At 45.8% G+C, this 24,073-nt stretch carries 17 protein-coding genes; 3 read left to right on the top strand and 14 right to left on the bottom strand.

Going from position 1 to position 24,073, the window contains the following annotated elements:
• Window positions 1-4 precede the first annotated feature (4 nt).
• The 5 genes from moaA to KOD92_RS15535 all read right to left on the bottom strand — a co-directional run bounded on the left by moaA (window position 5) and on the right by KOD92_RS15535 (window position 3,964).
• Window positions 5-997 carry a GTP 3',8-cyclase MoaA gene (gene moaA, locus KOD92_RS15555; protein ID WP_215234500.1) on the bottom strand — a complete coding sequence of 331 codons (993 nt, stop codon included), beginning with the start codon at window positions 995-997 and terminating at the stop codon, window positions 5-7.
• A gap of 20 nt (window positions 998-1,017) precedes the next feature.
• Window positions 1,018-1,923, bottom strand: coding sequence for a bifunctional molybdenum cofactor biosynthesis protein MoaC/MoaB (gene moaCB, locus KOD92_RS15550; protein ID WP_215234499.1), 906 nt, complete (start codon window positions 1,921-1,923; stop codon window positions 1,018-1,020).
• A 120-nt stretch (window positions 1,924-2,043) separates the two neighbouring features.
• Complete coding sequence (locus KOD92_RS15545) at window positions 2,044-2,493, bottom strand: molybdenum cofactor biosynthesis protein MoaE (RefSeq protein WP_215234498.1); 450 nt, start codon at window positions 2,491-2,493, stop codon at window positions 2,044-2,046.
• A gap of 8 nt (window positions 2,494-2,501) precedes the next feature.
• The gene (locus KOD92_RS15540) at window positions 2,502-2,756 is read right to left on the bottom strand and encodes a MoaD/ThiS family protein (protein ID WP_229254693.1); all 255 of its coding nucleotides are present in this window, start codon (window positions 2,754-2,756) and stop codon (window positions 2,502-2,504) included.
• 17 nt (window positions 2,757-2,773) lie between these two features.
• Complete coding sequence (locus KOD92_RS15535; protein WP_215234497.1) at window positions 2,774-3,964, bottom strand: molybdopterin molybdotransferase MoeA; 1,191 nt, start codon at window positions 3,962-3,964, stop codon at window positions 2,774-2,776.
• Between the two features lie 473 nt (window positions 3,965-4,437).
• Here KOD92_RS15535 and KOD92_RS15530 point away from each other — a divergent pair, with 473 nt between their 5' ends.
• Both KOD92_RS15530 and KOD92_RS15525 read left to right on the top strand, forming a co-directional pair.
• Complete coding sequence (locus tag KOD92_RS15530) at window positions 4,438-5,190, top strand: lytic transglycosylase domain-containing protein (RefSeq protein ID WP_229254692.1); 753 nt, start codon at window positions 4,438-4,440, stop codon at window positions 5,188-5,190.
• A gap of 132 nt (window positions 5,191-5,322) precedes the next feature.
• Window positions 5,323-5,769 carry a peptidylprolyl isomerase gene (locus KOD92_RS15525; RefSeq protein ID WP_215234495.1) on the top strand — a complete coding sequence of 149 codons (447 nt, stop codon included), beginning with the start codon at window positions 5,323-5,325 and terminating at the stop codon, window positions 5,767-5,769.
• A 68-nt stretch (window positions 5,770-5,837) separates the two neighbouring features.
• Here the strand turns inward: KOD92_RS15525 and KOD92_RS15520 are convergent, their stop codons facing one another.
• The 3 genes from KOD92_RS15520 to purH form a co-directional block, all read right to left on the bottom strand.
• Window positions 5,838-7,457, bottom strand: a complete 1,620-nt coding sequence (locus KOD92_RS15520) for a sodium:solute symporter family transporter (protein ID WP_215234494.1) — start codon at window positions 7,455-7,457, stop codon at window positions 5,838-5,840.
• 159 nt (window positions 7,458-7,616) lie between these two features.
• On the bottom strand, window positions 7,617-8,486 hold the full coding sequence (locus tag KOD92_RS15515) for a hypothetical protein (protein ID WP_215234493.1): 870 nt from the start codon (window positions 8,484-8,486) through the stop codon (window positions 7,617-7,619).
• A gap of 106 nt (window positions 8,487-8,592) precedes the next feature.
• On the bottom strand, window positions 8,593-10,128 hold the full coding sequence (purH, locus tag KOD92_RS15510; protein ID WP_215234492.1) for a bifunctional phosphoribosylaminoimidazolecarboxamide formyltransferase/IMP cyclohydrolase: 1,536 nt from the start codon (window positions 10,126-10,128) through the stop codon (window positions 8,593-8,595).
• 138 nt (window positions 10,129-10,266) lie between these two features.
• Between purH and KOD92_RS15505 the strand changes: the two genes are divergently transcribed.
• A complete protein-coding gene (locus KOD92_RS15505; RefSeq protein WP_215234491.1) occupies window positions 10,267-11,055 on the top strand; it encodes an SDR family oxidoreductase in 789 nt (262 codons plus the stop codon).
• Here the strand turns inward: KOD92_RS15505 and KOD92_RS15500 are convergent, their stop codons facing one another.
• From KOD92_RS15500 to KOD92_RS15475, 6 genes are all read right to left on the bottom strand, one after another.
• Complete coding sequence (locus tag KOD92_RS15500) at window positions 11,056-13,443, bottom strand: TonB-dependent receptor (RefSeq protein ID WP_229254691.1); 2,388 nt, start codon at window positions 13,441-13,443, stop codon at window positions 11,056-11,058.
• Window positions 13,443-14,471 (bottom strand): DUF4249 domain-containing protein, encoded by a 1,029-nt coding sequence (locus KOD92_RS15495; RefSeq protein WP_215234490.1) that lies wholly within the window; start codon window positions 14,469-14,471, stop codon window positions 13,443-13,445. The genes KOD92_RS15500 and KOD92_RS15495 overlap by 1 nt, the downstream gene beginning before the upstream one ends.
• Window positions 14,472-15,773, bottom strand: coding sequence for a Kelch repeat-containing protein (locus KOD92_RS15490; protein WP_215234489.1), 1,302 nt, complete (start codon window positions 15,771-15,773; stop codon window positions 14,472-14,474).
• 3 nt (window positions 15,774-15,776) lie between these two features.
• Window positions 15,777-19,115, bottom strand: a complete 3,339-nt coding sequence (locus KOD92_RS15485) for a VCBS repeat-containing protein (RefSeq protein ID WP_215234488.1) — start codon at window positions 19,113-19,115, stop codon at window positions 15,777-15,779.
• Entirely contained in the window at window positions 19,112-22,375 is a 3,264-nt protein-coding gene (locus KOD92_RS15480) for a VCBS repeat-containing protein (protein WP_229254690.1), read from the bottom strand. Before KOD92_RS15480 ends, KOD92_RS15485 begins: the two co-directional genes overlap by 4 nt.
• Before the next feature lie 216 nt (window positions 22,376-22,591).
• The gene (locus KOD92_RS15475) at window positions 22,592-24,067 is read right to left on the bottom strand and encodes a RagB/SusD family nutrient uptake outer membrane protein (RefSeq protein ID WP_215234486.1); all 1,476 of its coding nucleotides are present in this window, start codon (window positions 24,065-24,067) and stop codon (window positions 22,592-22,594) included.
• Between the last annotated feature and the right edge of the window lie 6 nt (window positions 24,068-24,073).

The raw sequence follows: 24,073 nt of genomic DNA, 5'->3' as shown, positions 1-24,073 counted from the left end.
ATGGTTAGCCGCCGATCGCGATCATCTCGCGGTTGGTTTCATATTCAGACTTGGCCTGCTGTTCGGAGAAGCCGGCGTGACCGCCGTGGGCGAAATGCTTTTTATAGAAATGCTGATGGATCAGTTCGCGCACATCTTTTCCCTGGCGAAGCGGAGTGAGTAAATCGGCCTCGGTCGTATCAAAAAGGCAATTTTTCAGCTTACCGTCAGCAGTAAGCCGGATTCGGTTGCAGCCATCGCAAAAGGGTTGGGTAACGGTACTGATCACGCCGAAAGTCCCGCCGGCTCCATTTACGTGGTAGCGACGAGCAGTATCATTTTGTTCCGGCTGAATGGCGTCAAAATCAAATTCGGTGCTGATCTGCGTTAACAGATCCGCGTGCGACACGATCTTTGACATATCCCATTGATTACCTTTAAAAGGCATAAATTCAATAAAACGGACGTGGAGATTAGGTTCATCGATCGTTAATCTCACAAAATCATTGACCTCATCATCATTAATCCCGCGCATCACGACCATATTGATCTTTACCACAAAACCCTGCGCCAAAAGCATGCGGATATGACCTAGCGTTTTTCCAAAATGCTCGCGTTTTGTAATTGCCTTAAACCGGTCTTCGCGCAAAGTATCCAAACTCACATTCAGCGACTTAACCCCAGACTCTTTCAAGACAGGAATGAACTGATCGATGAAAACTGCATTGGTTGTGAGAGTAAGCGAGGCAGGTAACTGGCCCAGCTCTGTAATAATCCGGTGCGCGTCTTTCCTGATCAGCGGCTCCCCGCCTGTCAGCCGGATCTTTTCCACACCCATTTCGACAAAAATCTCCGCGAGCGTGCGAATCTCGTCTGCCTGCATCAACCATTTGGAAGGCATAAACTGCATATCTTCCTGCGGCATGCAATAGGTACATCTCAGGTTACACTTATCCGTCAGCGAAATCCGCAGATAAGTATGCTTGCGCCCGAAAGTATCTATAATAGGTTGTGACATTTAGATTTTATATTAAAAAATCAATGCTTAGCGCCTTCTAATACGCTGAAAACATGCAAAATATGCGGAAACAGCGCATCAATATATTCGGTAACACCGCCGGTACTTCCCGGCATCGTCAAAACCAGCGTATCTCCTGAAAAACCTGCAACTGAACGTGAAAGCATGGCAGTAGGAATTCGATCCTGACCATAACTACGCGCCGCTTCGGCGATTCCGGGTATTTCGCGATCAATCAATTCCGCCACTGCCTCCGGTGTAACATCCCTGCGTGACAAACCGGTTCCGCCGGTGATCAGGATCATTTGATAACCTGTGTTTGTCCACTGCAATATCTGCTGCTGGATTGTGATCTTGTCGTCGGGTACCACTACATAATCTGCGACGGAAAGATGGAACGTTTCCAGTTTTTCAATGATCTTTTTCCCGGATTTGTCTTCTCCATTTCCATTTGAAATACTGTCTGAGCAAACCAGTACCGCAATTTTTAAATCACCAGGAGCGGCTTTACGATCGCTTTTTCCACCCTTCTTTTCGAGTAGACGAATATTTTTAATCTCAACACCCTTATCGATCGGTTTAAGCATATCGTACATCGTCAATGCGACTACTGACGCGCCGTGCATTGCCTCCACTTCCACGCCAGTTTTGTATATCGTCTTGACGATCAGCTCGATCACAATTTCCAAACCTTCAACGCGATAATTAACCGCAGTATATTCAATCGGAATCGGGTGACAATCGGGAAGCAGGTCGGGCGTTTTTTTAACGGCCAGAAAACCAGCCGCTTTCGCCATTTCAAATACATCACCCTTCGGGACAGTCCGGTTAGTAATCGCCTCGATCGTCTCAACCTTGCTCACTTGAACAACCGCCTGCGCCGTCGCAACCCGAAGTGTACTAGCCTTATGCGTAATATCGACCATTGTTAATGATTGAATGATTGAATGACTGAATGATTGAATGAGCCGCCGTGGAACGGTGAATGAGTGAATAATATTCCTTTCCTCCCTTCCTCCTTCCTCCCTTTCCTCCTTCCTCCCCTTTTACCTATTCTCTTTCCACTGAAAGTCCCCGCCTTCTCCCACCAACTCTTTCCCGAAAATCGGGGCGTTGTTTTTGATTTCCTCAACTATAAATTCCGACGCTTCGAATGCGGCGCGGCGGTGTGGGGATGAAACGAATATAAACAGGCTGATCTCTCCGGTTGGTACCAATCCCAGGCTGTGGTAAATGTGCAGACAAGTCAATTCAAATTTGGAGAACGCGGCTTCGCGGATCTCGTAGAAAACGTCGTTCGCCATTTCTTCGTAGGCAGTATATTCAATCCCTGAAACCACACCGCCCTCCTTTTCGTCGGCGCGGATCTGCCCCAGAAAGATAGCGTGAGCGCCTATGTTTGTTTTGGATTGATGACTTGCGATTGATTTCGCTATAAAATCGGGGCTGATCGGCCCTTCGACAAATACTTTCCTGGGCTTGTGTTCTTTTTCCATACCTGCTGTTATCCTCCTGCAAACGGTGGAAGAAGTGCTATTTCTGATTGTGGATCAATGGGCGCAAGATCTTCGGATATCCGCCGGTTCACTGCAATTTTAAATTTTTTCCCAAGAAGTTCGGGATACTTATCGGTAACCAGCTTGCGAAATTCGCCTACTGTGAGCCGACCGCTTTCCAGCCAGTTTTCCTCTGCCTGCCCGGTTACCTCCGCCAACATTCCGTAATACTGCACGTGCAAACCCATATATTTTCTGTTCAATATCTAATCTGAATATCTTAAAAAGGCAGCAAATGCACCTCTACCAAATCCCCCGCTGCCACCTTGTTCTGAGTTACAGGCAAATAAATTATCGCATCTGCCAGCGCAAATGAACGAATGGAAAACGATTCCTGTCCGTCGAGCGGAATTACATGATCGTCTGCTATTGACGCTTTCAAAAACTCGTCCCGCTCGCCATCGAATGCATATCCGTATTTAATCGGCAGTTGCAATGCTTTTAAAAATAAATCCGTCCTGCCCGTCATTTTACGGATCGCCGGCAGCACGTATTCATAGTAACACACCAGAGAGGATGCAGGATTCCCCGGCAGCGCGAAAAATAACTTTTCATGCTTTTTTGCAAAGAGCAGCGGCTTGCCTGGTTTTTGTCTGACCTTGTAAAAAACGGTATCTGCGCCAACTGCTTTTACCGCATCGCCTACAAAATCATAATCGCCTACCGAAATTCCGCCGGAAGCGAGCACTATGTCGTTTTTTTCTACAAGTTTTTCAAGTGCCTCAATGGTTGCGTGGAGATCGTCGGCAGCATAGCCTATTTCTACCTCCCCGAGCCCCTCCTGCTTCAAAGCCGCCGCGAGCATTCCTGAGTTAGATTCAAATATTTTCCCTGGCACCATCACTTCCCCGGGTTTCAAAAGTTCGTCTCCTGTGATCAAGAGGCCGATTTTGGGTTTTCTGCATACCTGAATATCAGTAATCCCCAATCCCTGTAAAAACGCAATACCGCCGGGAGAAAGGTATGTTCCGGCAGTTAATGCAACAGTCCCGGCCATAATTTGCTGACCGATCCGTCGCACATTCTTACCCTCAGGCACCGGAAATTCATCGATAAAAACCATCCCGTTTTCAATGCGGGTATGCTCCTGCATCACCACCGCAGTGGCACCGTCGGGTACAGGGGCGCCGGTGAAAATGCGCATTGCAAGACCGGAATCGAGGATTTCCAGGTCCGTTTGGCCGGCTTTGGATTCACCCTTCAATTTCAAGCCGGTACCCAAAGCAGTGATGTCCGAGTGCAGTATCGCGTAACCATCCATGGAAGATTGCCGGAATGCTGGCAAGGAAAGAGGCGCATTGAGATTTTCAGCAAGCACATACCCCACAGAATCGCCCAATTTGCGGGTTTCCGTTGGTAGAATCGCCGCCTGGGTAACGATTAAATGCTTCGCCTCGTTTACTGTAACCATATCTTTAGAATGAAGAAATGCAAGTTAAAATATTAGGCCCTGTAAAAGCTTTTTGGTGGGCAGTTTGTGTACAAAATCTTCAAAAACTGAACTTTATAGCTGTTTAGTACTAATTCTACATAGGCTATTATTTGCCTAAATAGTTGAAAATCAGACCCGAAATGGCACTTTTAAATTTACGCCCCTTACTAAAATTATATCTGGCATAGAATTTTACGTTTTGCGTACACCTGCATTAGCCGACTAAAATTTCAGGAGTTGGCCGATTCACAGGTAAATAGATTGATAACGCGGGTTGTTGCAAAATGCAGCCTCCTTTGTTTTGTACTATATTTTAATGTTTAAGATGCTGAAAATCAGTTTTTTACCCAGCAATCAAATATTTTAAATTCTATTCCGTTATCTTTGCACCCCGGCTTACAGCCTAGTAATATGTTTCACGAAATACAAAATGAATGATTAAACTTATCTTTATGGCTTTCTCAATCGCATTAATGGGGCCAGATCCTGTGAGCGAGGTGGAAGTGGAAAAGAAGGAGCTGAAAGAAACAACAATCATTGATTCAGATCTTCTTGCTATTGACTTTTGTGGAGAAGCCATCCCGTTATCGGAGCTTCGGATTGCTGAGCGATACCAGAACATGATCAGAAATTACGATAATCCTACCTTTCGTAAGCTGATGACAAAGACCCAAAAAAGAATGCGCGTTATTGAGCCTATTCTTAAAAAGTACGGAGTACCAGCCGATTTTCAATACCTCCCGCTCATCGAGAGCGCAATGAGTAACCAGGTTACTTCACATAAAGGCGCCGGAGGATACTGGCAGTTTATGCCTTCCACAGCAAAATATCTTGGTCTGGTAGTAAATGAAACCAGGGACGACCGCAAGCATCTCGTGAAATCCACGCATGCTGCCGGCAAATACCTGCGAGAATTGCATCGCCAATTAGGCTCGTGGACGCTTGTAGCTGCTGCCTACAATGCGGGGCCAACACACATTCAGAACAGAATGGATTCTCAGAACAAAGACGATTTCTTCAAACTACGTCTGAACTCAGAAACGGCCAAGTACATTTATAAGATATTGGCTGTAAAAGAGTGGTTCTCTAACCCGGAAAGAAGTAAGGAATGGGGCTCGGGAGAAGTGCTCACACGCCTGACTGACTTTAAATCCGAACAGAAAAAAGCGGAAATGGATCTGGCAAAAGTGGCCGCGGATTCCTGAGTAATATCTTTTATTTATGATAATGCAAAGAAAAGGACTCATTCTCCTTTTCTTTGTGTTTTATAGCACCAGTACCCCAATTAAAAGGCTGGCCACCCAGCTTAATCTTCAAAATCTAATATTCTTCTGAACATGACAAAAGCGGAAATGATCACTGATAAGGGCACTATGCTCATCGAGTTTTACGATGCAGACGCGCCGGGAACAGTGAAAAACTTTGTTGACCTTTCTAAAAAAGGCTTTTATGACGGATTGATTTTTCACCGTGTGATTCCTGACTTTATGGTTCAGGGCGGCGATCCTACCGGAACCGGCCGTGGAGGTCCTGGTTACAAAATTAAATGCGAGCTTTCAGGCGGTAACCAATACCACGATCGCGGTGTACTTTCAATGGCGCACGCGGGACGTGATACAGGTGGTTCTCAGTTCTTCATCTGTCACAGCCGCAATAACACTGCGCACCTTGACGGCAACCACACTTGCTTCGGAAAAGTGGTTGAAGGTGTTGATACTGTTGACCTGCTGCGTCAGGGAGACAAGATCCAGAAGATCACAATTATCGAAGAGCAGGAAGCTTAATTTTTGTTCTTAAATAAAAAAGACCGGCCTGGAAATATCCAGGCCGGTCTTTTTTATAATGCTATCTGCTACCAGAAATAAGCGTAAAGGAAAGTAATCATCCCGATCACGATCACGGCACCGACGATAAAGCTGCGGTGCGGAATAAACATGGAGGAATCGATTGCCAATCCTTTTTTCTCATCCGGCATTACCAATCCAAGAATTACCATTACCACCACGCAAATCAGGAATACAATTCCCATACGATCCAGGAATGGGACCTGGGTCCAGTCTGCGAATGGGAAAAAGTTGTTATGCATCGCCAATGCGATCAGGAATCCACCCACGATCGCGAATAATGCGCCTGCCGAGTTCGTCCGTTTCCAGAAGAAGCCCATAATAAACGCGGCGAAGATCCCTGGAGAAAGCAGACCTGTCATTTCCTGAATGAACTGGAAACCACCTTTTTTATCAATTCCCATATAAGGAGAAACGACGATCGCCAGGATCATAGAAACTACAACCACGATACGGCCAATTCTTACCAGCGTTTTCTCACTTGCATCTTTACCAATATAATTTTTGAAAATATCGAGTGTAAAAATGGTCGAGATACTATTTGCCTTTCCGGCAAGAGAAGCAACAACTGCGGCGGTTAATGCGGCAAATGAAAGTCCTTTTAAACCGGCAGGTAAAAGATTCAGCAATACAGGGTAAGCCATATCCGGGTTAATGACACCATCGTCACCAAGCATTTCTTTCTGGAACATTCCTTTGCTGTACAATGCATAAGCAGCGATACCTGGCAACACCACGATAACCGGCATCAATAACTTTAAGAACGCGGCAAAAAGAATACCGTTTCTTGCCGTCTTCAAATCCGCTCCCAATGCACGTTGCGTAATATATTGATTACAACCCCAATAGTTCAGGTTCACGATCCACATACCACCCAGCAATACCGTTAAGCCAGGAAGCTGCATATAAAATGGGCTGCTTTTGGGAAATATCATATGAAAATGATCATCATGGTTTTCACGCATCAGCTTGAAACCGGCCGTAATCCCTTCCATTCCATCCGTTGCAGATACCAGATTAACCGCCAGGTAAGTAGTAGCCAGACCGCCGATTACCAGAAAGAACACCTGAATTACGTCGGTATAACCGATCACTTTCATTCCACCGATCGTAATAATGATCGCAAAAGCCGCCAGCGCGATCATACAAAACTGAAAATCAAGCCCTGAAATACCTGAAACCGCCAATGCGCCCAGGTACAGAATCGACGTCAGATTGACCAGAATATACAGCGCCAGCCAGAATACCGCCATGATCAAACTCACGGTCGGATTGTAGCGGGTGCTCAGGAATTGCGGCATCGTGTAGATCTTGTTCTTCAAATAAATAGGCATAAAAAAAACAGCGACTATGATCAAAGTTGCTGCTGCCATCCATTCGTAGGTCGAAATACCGAGCCCCATTGAAAATCCGTTCCCGGACATTCCGATAAATTGTTCTGCTGAAATATTGGAAGCGATAAGCGAAGCTCCGATCGCCCACCACGTTAAGGAACCTTCTGCAAGGAAGAAATCTTTGGTCGATTCTACACCTGACCTTTTTCGCTGGTAAATCCAATAACCGTAACCGGAAACAAGTATGAAATAGAAGAAAAAAACGATGTAATCAAGGTCTTGTAAAGCTTGCATTGCAAAGTATAAAAGTGATGAATAATGAGGTTTGTCAGTTTAAATCGAAAGGTACATTATTTTCCGAAAATAGTACAAGAGGGAATTTCGCGAAGATGGGCTTAACCGTATTTAAAGTCCATTTTATAAATATAACTACAAGCTTTTTAGTACGAAGATTTAGTCTGATTTTTTCTTAGAAACCGTCAACCGGAGCGGGTTTGGCGGCAATCTCCTGAAATACCTTCTCAACTTTTCATCTTCTGCACTCAGATAAGCTTCTTCAAATGATTTTCCTGCGCTGAGATTTTCTATGAATTTCTGCATTCCGTCCGGCCCCGAAAGCGTTTGCCAGTAAGCTATTTCCATTCCCGCCGACATGTAAGCCAACATTACCTTTTTCTGTCCGCCATTAAAGAACTCCTTGATCGTAGTAATCTCTCCCAGTTCGAGAATCTCCTGGCCTCCTCCTGTATAATACATCCATTCGTCCATATAGTCGAGGTATTTAAGTGCTGGATCGGGATTATTGACGAAACGTTTGTCAAGCATTAATGCCACGCCTTCGTTAAACCACTGCGGAATATCACTGGTCACTTTCCACCAGCCTACTCTTTTAAGCAGCTCGATGTGACTCATTTCATGCGCGATCACATCCACATTTGCGCCTTGTGCATTCAGGATCACGTAGCTATTGCCCCACGGCGTGCCCACACTGCAGCCCGCTCCTTCGGTACTGCTGCAATAGCGCTGGTATTGTTGCAGGTTACTGCAAATGATAATTCTGGGAGAGGATTTTTTGCCTGAAAAAAAAGAGTCGACCCTCGCTTCTGATTTTTTAATAGCGGCGCCCAGCTTTTTGTAGGAAGCGGGACTGATTTCGGGACTGAAATAAACCAAACCGTTTTCATGGAACCCGGAAAGCCCGATCAGTTCGCAGTAGAATATCTGTGGGTAGAGAAAGAAAAGGCTGGCCGGCAACACGAATAGCAGCGCTATGATCACTTTAACAATCCGTAATGCGCGCGCCGGTAACCGATTATCTTTCAAAAGAGAATACTTTTAATAAGTATGCCACGAATACACCACAGCGGCGGCTGCAAATGATACACCAATAATTCGTGCATTATTATTCGTGAATTCGTGGCATTAAAAATCAATGCTTGAAGTGACGAATGCCAGTTGTGACCATTGAAAGTCCGTTGGCATCGCAATAGGCTACCGAATCCTTGTCACGAATAGAGCCTCCCGGCTGCACTACCGCCGTAATTCCAGCCTTATGCGCGATTTCAACACAATCCGCAAAAGGAAAAAATGCATCCGACGCCATTACCGCGCCATTCAGATCAAAACCAAACGCATTTGCTTTTTCAATCGCCTGACGCAATGCATCGACGCGGGAAGTTTGTCCGGTACCGCTCGCCAGAAGTTGGTTTTCTTTGGCCAAAACGATCGTGTTAGACTTGGTATGCTTGCAAACTTTCAATGCAAACTCCATCGCAGTCAGTTCCTGCTCGGTCGGCGCCTTTTCGGTGACAGTGGTATATTGGGAAGCTACTTCGGTCGACAGATCTTTATCCTGTACCAAAACCCCGTTCAGGATCGTCTTGAACATGATCTGCGGCAGCTCCACTGTATTTCTTTTTAGTAAAATCCGGTTTTTCTTGGATTTCAAAAGTTGCAACGCTTCTTCTTCGTATTCCGGCGCGATCAGGATTTCCATGAAAAGCTTGTTCAGCTCCTCCGCCGTCGCGAGGTCAACTTTCGAATTCGTGATCACTACTCCTCCAAATGCAGAAACCGGGTCACAGGCCAATGCATTATCGTAAGCTGCTTTGGCTGTGGCCGCAGTGGCAATTCCGCACGCATTGGTATGTTTAATGATCGCAAATGTTGGTTGCGCATCCTGAAATTCATCGATCAGGTTTACGCACGCGTCTACATCTACGAGGTTATTATAAGAAAGCTCTTTACCATGCAATTTCTCGAAAATACCTTCCAGATCACCGTAATAGGTAGCATTCTGGTGCGGGTTTTCGCCGTAGCGCAAAGTTTGCGATTGCAGTGAAGTAAAGTCAAAAAGTGCCTTATCTGTAATTGTTTTGTCAGCGGTGAAAAAACGATTGATCGCCCCGTCGTAATGCGAGGAAACACCAAATGCCTGACCTGCATAGTAGCGGCGGTCTTCCAGGTCGGTAGTGCCCGCTTTCGCAGTAAGCAGCTCCACCACCTCCGCATATTGTTCGCGGGAAGAGACTATCAAGGTGTCTTTGAAGTTCTTCGCAGTCGCTCTGATCAGCGAAATACCACCAATATCTATTTTTTCAATAATATCCTCCTCACTTGCTCCCGATGCAACCGTTTCTTCAAAAGGATACAAATCCACGATCACCATATCGATCGCCGGAATGTTGTATTGCGCCGCCTGCGCTACGTCACCTTCGTCGTCGCGACGATACAAAATGCCGCCCATGATCGCAGGGTGCAGCGTTTTTACCCTACCCCCGAAAATGGAAGGATAACCTGTCAGTTCTTCGGCTGCGGTAACAGGGATATTCAGATTTTCGATGAAAGTCTGCGTGCCTCCGGTTGAGTATAATTTTACACCATTGGTGTGCAAGAGGCGAACCAAAGGTTCTAGTCCGTCCTTATAATACACAGAAATAAGTGCGGATTGAATTTTTTTAGACATTGTAAAATGTTAACTGTAAGATTCTCTTGACTGAAAATAAACCGCAAAGATAGCCTAAAAATGTGCGAAGTTAGAAGTCAGAACTGCTAAAATCGAAGCGGTTATTTAAACTAATATGACCTTAAAATTTGAAATAATATGAACCTGGATCTCAAAGGAAAAACGGCGATTGTGTGCGGAGCCACGCAGGGTATTGGTCTGGCCTCGGGCATTGAGCTTGCATTACTCGGCGCAAATGTAACGCTCGTAGCGCGGAATGAAGAGAAGCTGAGAGAGGTTGTAGAAACCCTGGATGATTCGGCCGGGCAGTTGCACCGCTACGTAGTGGCCGATTTTTCTGACCATGAACAGGTGAAAGAAGCAATCGGAAACTACCTCCGTCTTTGCCCGGAAGTACATATTCTGGTGAATAATACCGGTGGTCCCTCGGGCGGCCCGATCGCAGAAGCAGAAGCAGATCAGTTTCTGAAAACCTTTCAGATGCATGTGATCAACAATCAGTTTTTAGTCCAATCTGTTTTGCCTTCGATGAAAAAAGAAGGGTACGGACGCATTGTGAATATTATCAGTACTTCTGTTAAACAACCTATTATCGGGCTTGGCGTTTCGAATACGATCCGTGGCGCGGTAGCGAGCTGGGCTAAAACTTTGTCGCTTGAAATCGCGCAGTTCGGGATCACGGTAAATAATGTATTGCCCGGGTATACCGAAACCGCCCGCCTGTATTCCGTGCTGGAAATGCGTGCCGAGGCGCAGAATCAGTCACCCAAAGAAGTTGCCCGCGAAATGGCAGCGAGTATCCCTACCAGGAGATTTGCGAAAGCCGAGGAAACCGCCGCCGCAGTTGCATTCCTGTGCAGCCCCGCCGCCGGGAGTATCAATGGCGTTAATTTGCCAGTTGATGGTGGGAGAACGGAGAGTATGTAGTTAAAAGTGATATTTCCAGTTGATCGAAGGAATAATTGTCCCGAAAACTGAAAGCCTGTAACTCACCAGCCGTGTTCCGGATTGTTTGAAGTAGATTGAATAGGGGTTTTTTCTGGCGTAAAGATTATAGAGCGAAAATGACCAGAGCGAATAGCGTCGCTGGTCGGTAGCGACGCGGGTATCTTTCGTGAATGAAACATCCATTCGGTGATAATCCGGCACGCGATCCAGGTTGCGCTGCGAATAATCCTGCACTACCACGTCATTAAGCAAGTAAGTACCGTCGGGGAAAGTGATCGGGCGGCCTGTCATGTACACAAAATTAGTACCGAAAGTCCAGCCCCTTTTCCATTTCCATTGCGTTGAAATGCTGACCGAATTGGGGCGATCAACCGTCGAGGGAAACCAGTCTCCTTTGTTGATCTGCTCACTCGAAAAGCCTGATTGCACCCGCGCGAAAGTCCGGCTGTACGTATAGGAAACAAGCCCGGTTAATATACCTTTTGATTTTTGAATACTGAACTCAACCCCGTAAGCCTTTCCCACTGCCGGCACCAGATCCGTTTCCAGCGCAGGATTCAATAATAATGTAGCGCCATTTTTATATTCAACCAGGTTACTGAGCCGCTTTCGGTAAATTTCCACCGACGTTTCAAATGTGTTGTCATTGAAGTTCCGAAAATATCCCAGCGCAAGCTGTTCGGCACTTTGCGGCGGCACGAAATCATCGGCCAACTTCCAAAAGTCAACTGGCGAAATGGCCGTGGTATTGGAGATTAAATGCAGGTATTGCCTGGTTTTAGTATAGCTCATTTTCAGCGAGCTTGTCTTCCCTGTATTGATCCGCACAGAAAGTCTCGGTTCCAAGCCGCCGAAGTTTGAAATGGATTTCCCTTTTCCATAAGTTAAAGTATCTACAATCGATTCCTCCGTGCGCGGCACGCCATTTTGATATTCATAAACAGTACCCGGACCTGAATTTTTGAAATACACATAACGAAGACCCGCGCTCACCGAAATCCAAGAAAACGGGCTCCATTCGTCAGAAATGTACGCGGCCTGCTCTATTGCCTGTTCCTTTTCGAGGTCAATATTTGTGATATTCGATTGTTTTTCGGGAGAAAGGTTGCCTGGTGCTAACTGGTAATGTGTAAAGACCATCCCGGCATCCAGCTTGTGCGCGGGCGAAGGTATCCAAAGCACGCGCAAATGTCCGTTATGCTGCCGGATACCCGATTGAAAAAGGTATTCATTGGTGGGCGAAATACCTTCCAGATTAAATGTGTAGTAGCTCAGATTAGCCCCGACCTGAAATGATAACGACTTGTTAATCTGCTTGTTCCAATTCAATGTAGCCGCCGTAGATTTCCATCCGTACAAGGTATCTTCCGGAAACTTAAATGAATCGTGACTATAATAACCCGTCGCTGACAGCACACTATTTTCAGATATTTCATAAGATAATCGTGCATTAAGATCAAAGAAGAAGGCTTTGTTCTGATTAGTGGGTTCGGGAAAACGTTTGATCAGCAAATTAGGATATGCGACGCGGCCGCCTGCCAGAAAAGTCAGCCGCTTGTTTTTGGTGAGCGGACCGTCGGCTGTTATACCTGCCGTCATAAGTCCCACGCCGGCAGCAACATTCACCCGCTCTTTATTCCCCGAGCGCGTATTGATCTCCAATAAAGACGAAAGCCGACCGCCGTAAGCCGCCGGAATATCGCCTTTGTATAAAGTCACATCACGGATCGCGTCCGCATTTACATTACTCAGGAAACCAAGCAAATGCGAGGTATTAAACAAAGGCGCGCCGTCGAGAAGTACGAGATTCTGGTCCGTCCGGCCGCCACGTACATTGAAACCCGAGGTACCTTCTCCCACCGTACTCACGCCCGGCTGCAAGGTAAGCGCCTTGATAATATCGACTTCACCGAACACGACAGGGATATTTTTAAGGTTTTTAATATCAAGCCGCGCGACGCTCATCTGGCTCGAACGCACATTTTCGTCCGGCGCTTTTTCTTTCACGATCAGTTCTTTTAATTCTCTCGTTTCAGGCGCAAGCTTTACATCCACGCCCGCCAGGATTTCTTTATAGGTAATGCTCAGATTTTTGGGAAAATATCCAACGGAAGATACTGTAATCAGCTGTTCGCCAGCTTTTAAGATAATCGTGAAATTACCCGTGCTATCTGAAATTGTACTGGCTTTGGATGCGCGGGAAATCACAGACGCATTTGGGATGGGAGTACCGAATGTTAAGTCCGCCACATTTCCTTTCAAAACCCAATTTTGCGCAAATGAAAGAAATGGCATGAGCAGCAAAATCGCTAAAAACGCCAGTCTCCTGGTTACGGTTTGGGTTAATATGTAGCAGCCGCGTTTCATCACCAGTTGGCCGGAGGATTAAGTTGCCCCTGATTATAAATAAGCTGGCAGTTGCCGTCTTCCACAAAAACATCCCCGTATTTAATCTCCATTCTCGCTGCATTCAAGGTATCACCGGGTATGGTCAGCCTGCGCGTGCTCACCCCCGACGATCCGAAATAGCCCAGCGCCAATACATTCGCGTCGTCCTCGCGGTGTACATTCCCTTCAATAGAAGCAGGCAGCGGATCGAACAGCGAGCCGGTACGCTTGCGCTGTTCTTCAAATTTGACCCAAAACTGATAAGCTGATTTTGTGAGCGAATATTGCCGGACTTCAATATAATGCCTGCCCACATAGTAAACCGGCGATAGCATGATCGGCCGCCTGCTAATGCTGTTTCCATTCACGAGTACATCCGAAAGCACTTCACTTCTCGAACCATAAACCGGCACCCAGCACCATTTACAGCAAAATCCAAAACCAATCGGCTCGCCCGTCGACAGTCGCGGCACATAACCGTAACCCGACCAGCGATAGTAATTCCCCGCCGAGGCAGGATCTTTGGTATCCAATAAAATCTGGTAATGGTCGGGTATGTAAACTTCGGCATCGGCCCGCGGCCGGTACTCGGCATAAATGCGATCGATTTCCGAAACCGGATTGAGGAGTTCGGGCTCTGAAATGTAGGTTTCTCCTCCGGGTAATATGATTTTCAGCTGGTAGCTTTTGCCCGACTGACCAACAAACGTAGAGTCATACATCCAATAATAAGCAGGTGTAAGTGCGTCTTGCGAAAGTGTTACAGTCCGGCCGCCGATTTCCGTGATACTGACAGTCGCACCATTGACCGGAATTTCGTTTTGCCCGTAAATCAATGAGTTATATTCCCCGGTCAATGTCAATTTAACTGTATAGGGCGGCTTTTCGTTGGTAACAAGTCCCTCTACCACAAGCCGCGACGCTACCGATCGTGCAGGAAGCTGTACTTCATCCACACAACCGGAAATAACCGCCAGTAAAAGCAGTAATAAAAGTCTAAGTTTCATTTATGGATTAAATTCCCAAAAATCAGTGCACCCTACTATTTGCTTCGCTGCAGTTCCATCAATTTGACGCGACTCGTATCCCCAGCCCAGGTAAGCCTTATTCCCAGCCGAAAACGAAACAAGCAATCTGTTTCCCTGCCCCGGGTATTCGGAATGCATAACCCAGGTATTCTTTTCGGCATTATATTCCCACAGATCACGCAACCCATTTCCCTCATTATCAATACCTAAGCCAAAATAACCTTTTCCTTTTGCCGAAAAACCAATTCCCAGATCGCGCATTTTTCCGGGGAAATCTGCTTTGCGGACCCACGTATCTTTCTCAGGCGAATAGGCGTAAAGATGTGGTGCGGTACCAGGCAACTGATTGACCACGTAACCATTATCTCCAATAGTAAACGCCGCGATTTTGCCCGTTTTTTCAGGAAGCGGCGCGCATATTTTCTGGTCCCAGCTAATATCCAGTGACCACATACTTCCGTTGCTATTTTCTTTTAATAAATAGGCTTTGTCAAAAGTCAGGAAAAACTTCACATCCCTGTCTATTCCTTCGTAAAGGGGAAAAACAACACCTGAATGCTGGCCAATATAATAGAAGCTCATGGTCCACCAAAAATCATTCAGATATGCTTTTTTGCCAGGCAACTTATCATCGTCGATGTAACCGAAACCCATGAATACTAACTCCCGACCGCCCACCTGACTAAGCGGAAAGGCGATCGCATTATGCCGGGGCGTCGGTTTCTGAGTTTCAGAACTTTCCCATTGACCGTTTATAAATTTCAGGATATTCCAATTTTCAGCATCCTGGTAACGAAATACGGCCAGCTGAGAATTGTAGAGTGGAGAAAGTACGGCGGCTCCTGTAAAATCGCCGCTGGCAACCGGAATATGTGGCAGCCGCTTCCAGTTCGCAGCGACTTTGGAAACAAAACTTCTCGAAGTGACAATAGGATTTCCCTGCGAATCGGTGTAGGTAAGTTGCAGTTTGTACGTTTCTCCGGCGACCAGTCCGGTAGTAGTGAAATTCCGGAGATTAAATTTCCCCGTTACCTCATTTGTGCCTGAGACCAGGGGGATTTTTGCACCCTTACTATTGGACATTTCCAGATGAAATGTCTCTGTTTCAGTTTGGGGGATTTTTAAGATTATATCAGCCTGCGACGCAGATCTGTTTTGTTCAACAGAAACAATCGCGTGCGGAATATCCACTTTCTGTTCCACACCGATCGGCGCGTAGTCATCATCGCAAGAACTAAAAATTACACTCAGCAAAAACAATATGGAGCGTAACTTTTTCATGATCTATCTGACGGGCTGAAATATTGAAACCGGCATATTATTACGCGCAACAAGCCAAAAAATTTCGCCGTTTTTAGTAATCGGCTTAATATCCCGCACTTCTCCTTCGAGCAGAAAACCACTTGCAACAGCAGATACGGACTTAAACTTCCCTTTTCCTTCATTCAATAAAACCAGCCCGTAACTCGAATCGTATCGGCCCTGGTAGGTACTCACGCCCAGGTAATTGCCGCCGCCGAGCAGATCAGGCTTACCATCATTATTGATATCAGCTACCGCAAATGCAAACATTTTAGAAACCTGGGCAGCAGCAGGCAGATCGTGAATAGCAAAACTTCCGCCTTTGTTTTCAATATAAACAGATTCAAATTTCTCCACTTCCAGCAACCGCGCGTCACGCAGTTCTTCCGGCTTGAAAATTTCGTCTATGGTCTTGCCTGCGAATGTTTTATAATCTGTAAAACGCTTATTAATTATCGAAGGAATGCGCTTTCCGAGCTCGTCTTTGAATGCAATAGGATACCATTTTCTATCCACACTATACGCGACAACCTGTTCGAGGCCCTGGTTGTTGTCAAAATCCTTTACCCACATTTTCAAACGAGAATCAGCACGTTTTCTGAATTTTGTATTGCTGCCGATATTACCTGCAACAAGGTCAATATCACCGTCCTGATCAAAATCCGCAGCTTGAATGCATTGCCAGAAGCCGGCTGGAACCTTGTATTGATCCGCTTTTTTCAGTCGCCCTTTTTTATTCAAAAATATAGTTACCGGCATCCAGTCGCCTGCCACTACCAGATCGGCTACTTTATCACCGTCGATATCCGCCCAGAGCGCGTCGGTAACCATGCCAATTTGCAGCAGCCCCTGAGCAAGATTTTTGGTTTGATCAGAAAAATTCCCTTTCCCGTCGTTGATCAATATATAAGAATCCGCAGCCTTTCCATAATTGAATCCCACTACTCTTCCGCCGACAAACAGATCCAGATCTCCGTCATTATCAATATCAAAAGGCTTTACACACGATTTATTGACAAGCATCGGCGGCAATGCTTTTTCATTTCTTTTAAAGTTTCCTTTTCCGTCGTTGAAGTACAGCCTATCGTTCTGCTGGGGCATATTCCCATAAAATTCATTCCCGCCTGATACCACGTACAGATCCTGAAAACCGTCTTTATTGGCATCGAAAAACACCGCTTCGATATCCTCAAACGTAGAATCTGCCCGAAAATCCGCCTGCCTGCTCAAAGCAAATGCGCCGGCTTTTGTTTGCAGGTACAACTCGCCCGCCTGCCATTTTCCACCACCGACAAACATATCTTCCAGCCCATCTCCATTCACATCAGCAACCGCTATTTTCGGTCCTTCCGTAGAAACCATAAATGGCATTAAGCTTTCGCGATAAAAATCAAAATACAGGTTTTCAGCATGTTTGTAAGGTATTTTAAACTGATCTGTCACATTTGTAAAAAGCGTTGCGGGCGCCGGTTCAACAAGTTGCTGGTTATTTTTCAATGTAGAACTCGCCGGTTCGTATTTGATTTTAAGCATCTGGTTGGTTTTGACCCGGGTCAAAATCTGCTCGCGCTGATCGGGCCAAACTATAATCACTGAATCGATAACCGTCTCTTTTCCAATACCAAAATGCAAAATCGGCTCACTCGAAGACTCGAAGCCCCGGGTAGTCGAAAGCTGCTGCATTTGAATGCTGCCTTTTTGTTTCAAAACCGCCTTCGCGCCTATTGCAGAAGTATTCTGAGGATAACCTTCCAGTTTAATGCGCAGGTACCCATTTCCTGAAACCGTATTTGATTGATTCTGGTAAAATACCGAAGGTTCGTTCAGGTTATTGATCACAAGATCCAGGTCGCCATCATTGTCCAGATCCGCATAAGCCGCTCCATTCGACAGCGAAGGCGTTTCAAAACCCCAGCTGGCCGACTTATCTTCAAAAACCGGCCCGGTGGAGCCTTTATAAATGTAATTATGCACTTTGCCTTCGGGCATCATTTCCAGCGCCTTCTTGTCCAGCTCCATTGAGGTTTCAGACGCGTAACGCAGCGAATCGTCTGCCGCATATTTGGCATAATCCAGGTTGTTGGGCCGGTGAGCAATTCCGTTACTTACAAAAAGATCTTTGATCCCGTCATTATCATAATCAGCCAGCAGCGGCGACCAGCTCCAATCTGTTGCAGCCAATCCCGCCATCGCACCAACTTCGATAAATTTTTTACCAAACTGATTAATTTGCAAACAGTTGCGACTCAGCTGCGGCATATAACCAAATGAAAGTTTGTACAGATAAATGTCCAATGCATCTTCCCCTATCGACGATTTCTCAATTGCCTCATCCTCCGGGTACATATCGAGCGTCATGATATCGGGATACCCATCGTTATTCACGTCGGCAATATCATTCCCCATTGAATACCTGCTCGTGTATCGGAACATTTCGCTGCTTTTATTGGTAAAAGTGCCGTTTCTGTTGTTGATGTAGCAATAATCATCTTCGTGAAAGTCGTTGGAAACATAAATATCGTCCCAGCCGTCGTTGTTCAGATCCGCTATTCCAATTCCCAAACCGTACCCCATTGCAGCGCCATATATCCCTGCTTTCTCACTTACATCCTCAAATTTCACGGCCCTTTCAGGAGTAACCTTTGTATTGCTGACCTTACTTTCATATAGATAATCGCCAGCTTCATTATTGCGTAAATGCCTGGTACTTACGCGATCATAACTGCGCGACGTGTGCACGGCGTGGTTCAAGAGGTAACAATCGAGATCTCCGTCCTTGTCATAATCAAAGAACACAGCCTGGGTAGAAAATCCTGTAAAATCCAGCCCATAATCCGCGGCTTTCTCTGTGAACGTAAGGTCTCCATTGTTGATATAGAGCTCATTAGCTCCTTCCATTCCTCTGAAATTCCCGACGGCAGAAACGTAAATGTCCAGTAGTCCGTCGCCGTTTATATCCGCCATGGTAACCCCGGTCTGCCAGTCAGAAAAACCTTCCACACCCGCTTTTTCAGAAATATCCTCAAACTTAAAATTGCCTTTATTGAGGTACAGCTTGTTTTTCCCCTGGTTCGACACAAAGTATACGTCGGTAAGTCCGTCGTTGTTAATATCGCCCGTCGCAACTCCGCCACCATTATAAAAATAGAGGTAGTCCATCAGGTTTACCTTTTCATTTCCGACAACCTTATTGGTAAATGCAACGCCCGTCGCGGCAGAATCTTTCACCGCAAACATGGGCTTTTCCTTTTCCTTTTTATCCGACTTGCAGGCCTGAAAAAACACACTTGCCGCGAATACTATCAATGCTATTTTCTTCATTTCGATGCTAATCCGGGACGAGAAGTCACTTTTTTCCCGCTTACCGGTCTGAATACCTGAATTTTACTATTGTTGTTTCCAACCACGATCTGACCCTGGCTCAACTGGCGCATTTGCCGTACCTGATTTTCCGTCCACAAACCCGTTTCCGAAGGCATTACCGCATTAAAATTCCCTTTACTATTGCTCAATATCAGCCCTTTGAGCGCATCATACCTGCCGATCTCGGGTAAAACGTTGTAGTAATTCCCCGCAATGATCAGGTCTATGGTTCCGTTTTTGTCATAATCCGTCGGGATGATTGCGTGGACGGGAGATAATTGCGCCAGTGGAGGCAAAGGTTTGAAAGTGAATGCTGTTCCCTTATTGTTATTTATAAAAATTGCAGATTCAGGCATAAAAACCTCTTTCTTCACCGCCGTTTCCAGATCTTTTTTATCAATCACATCTTCGATTTTCTTGTCCGCATACTGCTCAAACTTCACAAATTTCTTCTTCAAGGAAGGCATTGCCCGCAGCAGATCGGGTTTCATTACCATCGGAAATAGCTCGCCCGTCTCGTCAGGACAAGTGATGATCTGCTTGGTAATGCCATTGTTGTCAAAATCCTTTACATACATTTCAACCGGCTTTTCCTGATTGGCTTTCAACCGGGAATTCAACCCCAAATTCCCGCCGATAATATCCAGATCGCCGTCGCCGTCCACGTCAGCCACTGCGACAGTATTCCACCAGCCGTTCGTTTTAACCGGGTTACTCGCTTCATTTTTAAACTCCTGTTTGCCCAGATCAAGCTTTCCCCCGTTATTTTTAAAAACAGTAACCGGCATCCAGTCGCCAACCGCAATGAGTTCTGGATAAGTATCTCCGTCGAGGTCGGCCCAAATTGCGTCCGTTATCATCCCCAGCTGCTCAACTTGCGAAATATATCTTTTGGTGTAATTCTTGAAATTTCCGGTCCCATCGTTGGTCAGCAAATAACTCGGCGGATCGATACCATATTGCCCCGACTTCAATCTCGACCCAATAAAAATATCCTGGTCACCATCCTTATCATAATCCGCCACTGCAATGCAGGATGCATTGATTTTCAATCCTGGCAAACCGTTACTTTTCGAGAAACCGCCTTTCCCATCGCCCAGAAACAACTTTGGCTGCAATATATCATCGTCATCTTTAAACTCGTTACTGCCCGACACGATCAGCAGGTCCATATTCCCATCCTGATTGGCGTCAAAAAAGGCCGCATCGGAAACCTCCATTTCGGTTTCATTTTTTAAGATATCGGGTGTTATTTCGGCAAAAGCACCGTTAGATTTTTGGCGGTAAAGCCTGCCTCCCTGCCCCGACGCTCCGCCGATAAAAACATCGTCAAGCCCGTCTTTATCCACGTCACCAGTCGCCAGTCCGGGCCCGAGCCGCGAATACATTTGTTTCACCAGCGGATTCTGATTGTAATCCACATATTCCGCCTCTTTATGCGTGAAATCAATTCCGCCGGCTGTCAATTCTTCAAAGCTTTCCGAGCCTTTTTGACTACGGATCTTCCACGGGGCAGTAGCGTCTTTTTGGTTTAATGTGTAGGTAGAGTCGGCCGATATCTTTTTGATAATCTGCTCTTTATCATTTGGCCAAACTACTCTGACCGAGTCAATAGCAGAATTACTACCCAATCCGAAAACGAGCCGCAGATCGACAGAAGACTCAAAACCGCGATTTGGCATTTGTTGCAGCATCTGCGTTTTGTCCGACTGGTGCACATATATTTTCGCCCCGATCGCATTCACATTTCCCTGGTCGCCATTTAGTTTAAACTTCACATAATGAAAATCCTTCCGTTCATTTGATCGGTTTTTATATACAAAAAGCTGACTGTTCACATTATTCACGATCAGGTCGAGGTCGCCGTCATTGTCCAGATCTCCATAAGCCGCTCCATTTGAAAATGAGGGAGTATTGAGTCCCCAATCTTCCGAATGATTTGCAAAGGACAGGTTGCCATTATTCCGAAAAGCGTAGTTCGCGAGCGGCTCGGAAGGCATTTTATCGAGGAACATTTTATAGTCAAACTTTCTTGTCCGGCTCACTTCTGCAATATTCGAAGGGTCGGCCAGGAACGCGACAAAATCCTGATTAGTAAGATCTTTATTAATCCCGTTTGCGACAAAAATATCCTTTTGCCCGTCCGCATCCATATCAAAAATCAAGGCACCCCAGCTCCAATCCGTGGAGTGGGTGCCTGTAAATCTGGCAATTTCACTGAACCAAGTTTTCCCGTCGGGCCCGCCTGACTGGTTGAGTTGCAATGTATTTTGCATGTATTGGTGATGAAAATCACGTGACACTTTAAGCTCGAAAAGGTCGTAACCTTCGTAAGTAGAGGTCAGTTTCAGCCGCCGGTCAATGCCGGGCAGCATATCGGTCACATATATATCCAGCTTCCCGTCGTTGTTAATATCCGCAATATCGGCTCCCATTGAAGACAGGCTGGTATGCTCCATCGCCGACTGGATTGATTCTGTGAATGTACCGTCGTGATTATTAATATAAAGATAATCGTGCTCGTAAAAATCGTTGGAAATGTACAGATCGAGCCAATTATCGTCATTTACATCCCCGATTGTGATACCCAGCCCGAAGCCGATCAAACTGCCGTAAATACCCGCAGCTTCACTGATATCTGTAAAACTTTTGCCGTCATTTCTGAATAGCTTGTGGCCGCCCTCTTTGTCTCGCTGGTTGCGAATATTGGCATAAGCCAGCCGCCCCACGGGCGTGAAGCTATTATTGAGCAGGAACATATCCAGATCGCCGTCTTTATCGAAATCGAAAAATGCGGCGTGCGTTGAATATCCGCCATCGGCGAGTCCGTATTCCTTTGCCTGGTCAGTAAATGTACCGTCGCCTTTATTGATAAAAAGCTCATTGGCGCGTTCCTCGGATCGACCTGCATTACAAACGTACAAGTCGAGCAGCCCGTCTCCGTTCACATCGGCAAAAGTCGCTCCCGTACTCCACGATTTTGTTCCGACCACACCTGCTTTGGCTGTAATATCTTCGAACTGAAAGTTTCCCTTATTCAGGAAAAGCTTGTTGTCGCCCTGATTGGCTATCAGATATACATCGGGTAGGTTATCATTATTAATATCCCCTATCGCGACGCCGCCGCCATTGTAGAAATTACGGTAGTTGAAAATATTGAATTCCTCACTGTTTGTGATCGTATTTTCAAAAGCAATACCCGTTTCTGAGGAAGACATTTCCTGAAAAAGTGTATCCTTTTTTTCATTTTTTGAACACCCTGAAAAAATTAAAACACCTAGCGCACAAACCGAAAGTCCCTTACTGATCTTGATCATCGGAGGTAAAAAATCATTGTTGCTTCTGACGAAGAAACTATCACATTATGTAAATTAAAACAGGAGCAGCTTGGAAATAAGCTTGCTCCTGTCAAAGATGATTATAATTAAAGAAAATCAGTAACCCGGGTTCTGTTTCAGATTTGGGTTAAGCTGCAATTGTGACAAAGGAATCGGAAAGATATTTCTGAATACAGGCGAAGCGGTTTTAAACTGCCACGCTTTGTTAAACTGTCCAAAGCGGATCAGATCCTGACGACGGGTGTATTCCCAGGCCATTTCAAAGCCTCTTTCTGCGAGCAATCCGTCCAGTGTAAGCGTCGTAACCGGCGTAGTACCAGCTCTTTCGCGGATAATGTTCACATCTTTGATCGCATCAGTAGTTTTTCCAAGACGAAGATTAGCTTCTGCACGCAACAGATAAGCGTCACCCAAACGGAAAATTACAAAGTCGTTATCCTGATCATTACTTGCTCCGTTTCGTTGGATCTCGTATTTCTGGCTTCGCGCACCTGCAAGTCTTGCAACAGGTCCCGCTGCCATTTCGAAAGCTGGAATTTCGGGTGTGAAAATGAATGGTTTTCCATCATCTGTAAGCGGCTTACCGTCTGACGAAAACTGCTGTCCAACGATCCACATATTCTTGCGATTATCCCCTTCTTTGAACGAGTTGTAAAACTCTGTCGCAGTACAGTATCCGTTCCAGGGTGCCTGCGGCGTATTGTAAGTCAACTGGCTCAAATAGTGGAGCGTACGCATATTCATATTAAAGCCGCCTCTCTTTGATGCATCGTAAGGAACCGCCAGGATATTCTCTTTTGAAGACTGGTTTTGCGTCGAGAAGTTGCTGAAAAAGTCAGCTGACAAAGCGTATTTCCCGGAGTTGATGATAATATCACATTCCGCCTTTGCTTCTGCCCACTTCGGTGTACCTGTATAAACTTCTGCATTGATATACAGTTTAGCCAGGGTCATATCAGCTACGTACTTGTTGAACCTGCCGTAATAAGCGCCACCCGTAGTTTCGCTCAGGTTTGGATAAACTTCTTTCAGTTCCTTCTCAATCCAGGCAAATACTTCTGCTCCCGTTTTCTGGGTAGGACCGTCACCGCCAAGTTTGTCGGCGATAATAACATTACGGAAGTGATCAAGTAATATATAGTGGTAAAACGCACGTAATGCACGCAGTTCCGACTTCGTAGCAACATCCGTAATTTCCGGATTATTCAACTGTTGATTGATCGAGGTAATGGCATTATAGCACCAAGTCCACATACCATTAAATTTATCATCGTCACCAAGTGGTGTCCACGAATGTTGTTTCAAACGTTTCCAAGCGTCACTGTCCTTCCAGTCACCACCTCGGGTAGGGATTACCTGCTCGTCAGTAACCGTATTAAACTCTGCATACCTTCCGAAATAATCACCCAGCGAACTATAAAGTGGCCCAAGTAGTGCCGCCTGTTGCTGTGGCGTAGAACCAAATTGATCCGTCGGAATTACGTCAAAGGGTGTTTCAGTGAGATCAGTACATGCCTGGCCGCTCAGAAGTAATGCGGAGCCAAGTAATATATGTTTTACTTTGAGTTTCATTTGAAT

It is taken from the genome of Dyadobacter linearis, from assembly GCF_907165045.1.
Lineage (GTDB): Bacteria > Bacteroidota > Bacteroidia > Cytophagales > Spirosomataceae > Dyadobacter > Dyadobacter linearis.
Note: the sequence above shows the minus strand (reverse complement) of the source record. Positions and strands in the feature narration are given on the sequence as shown.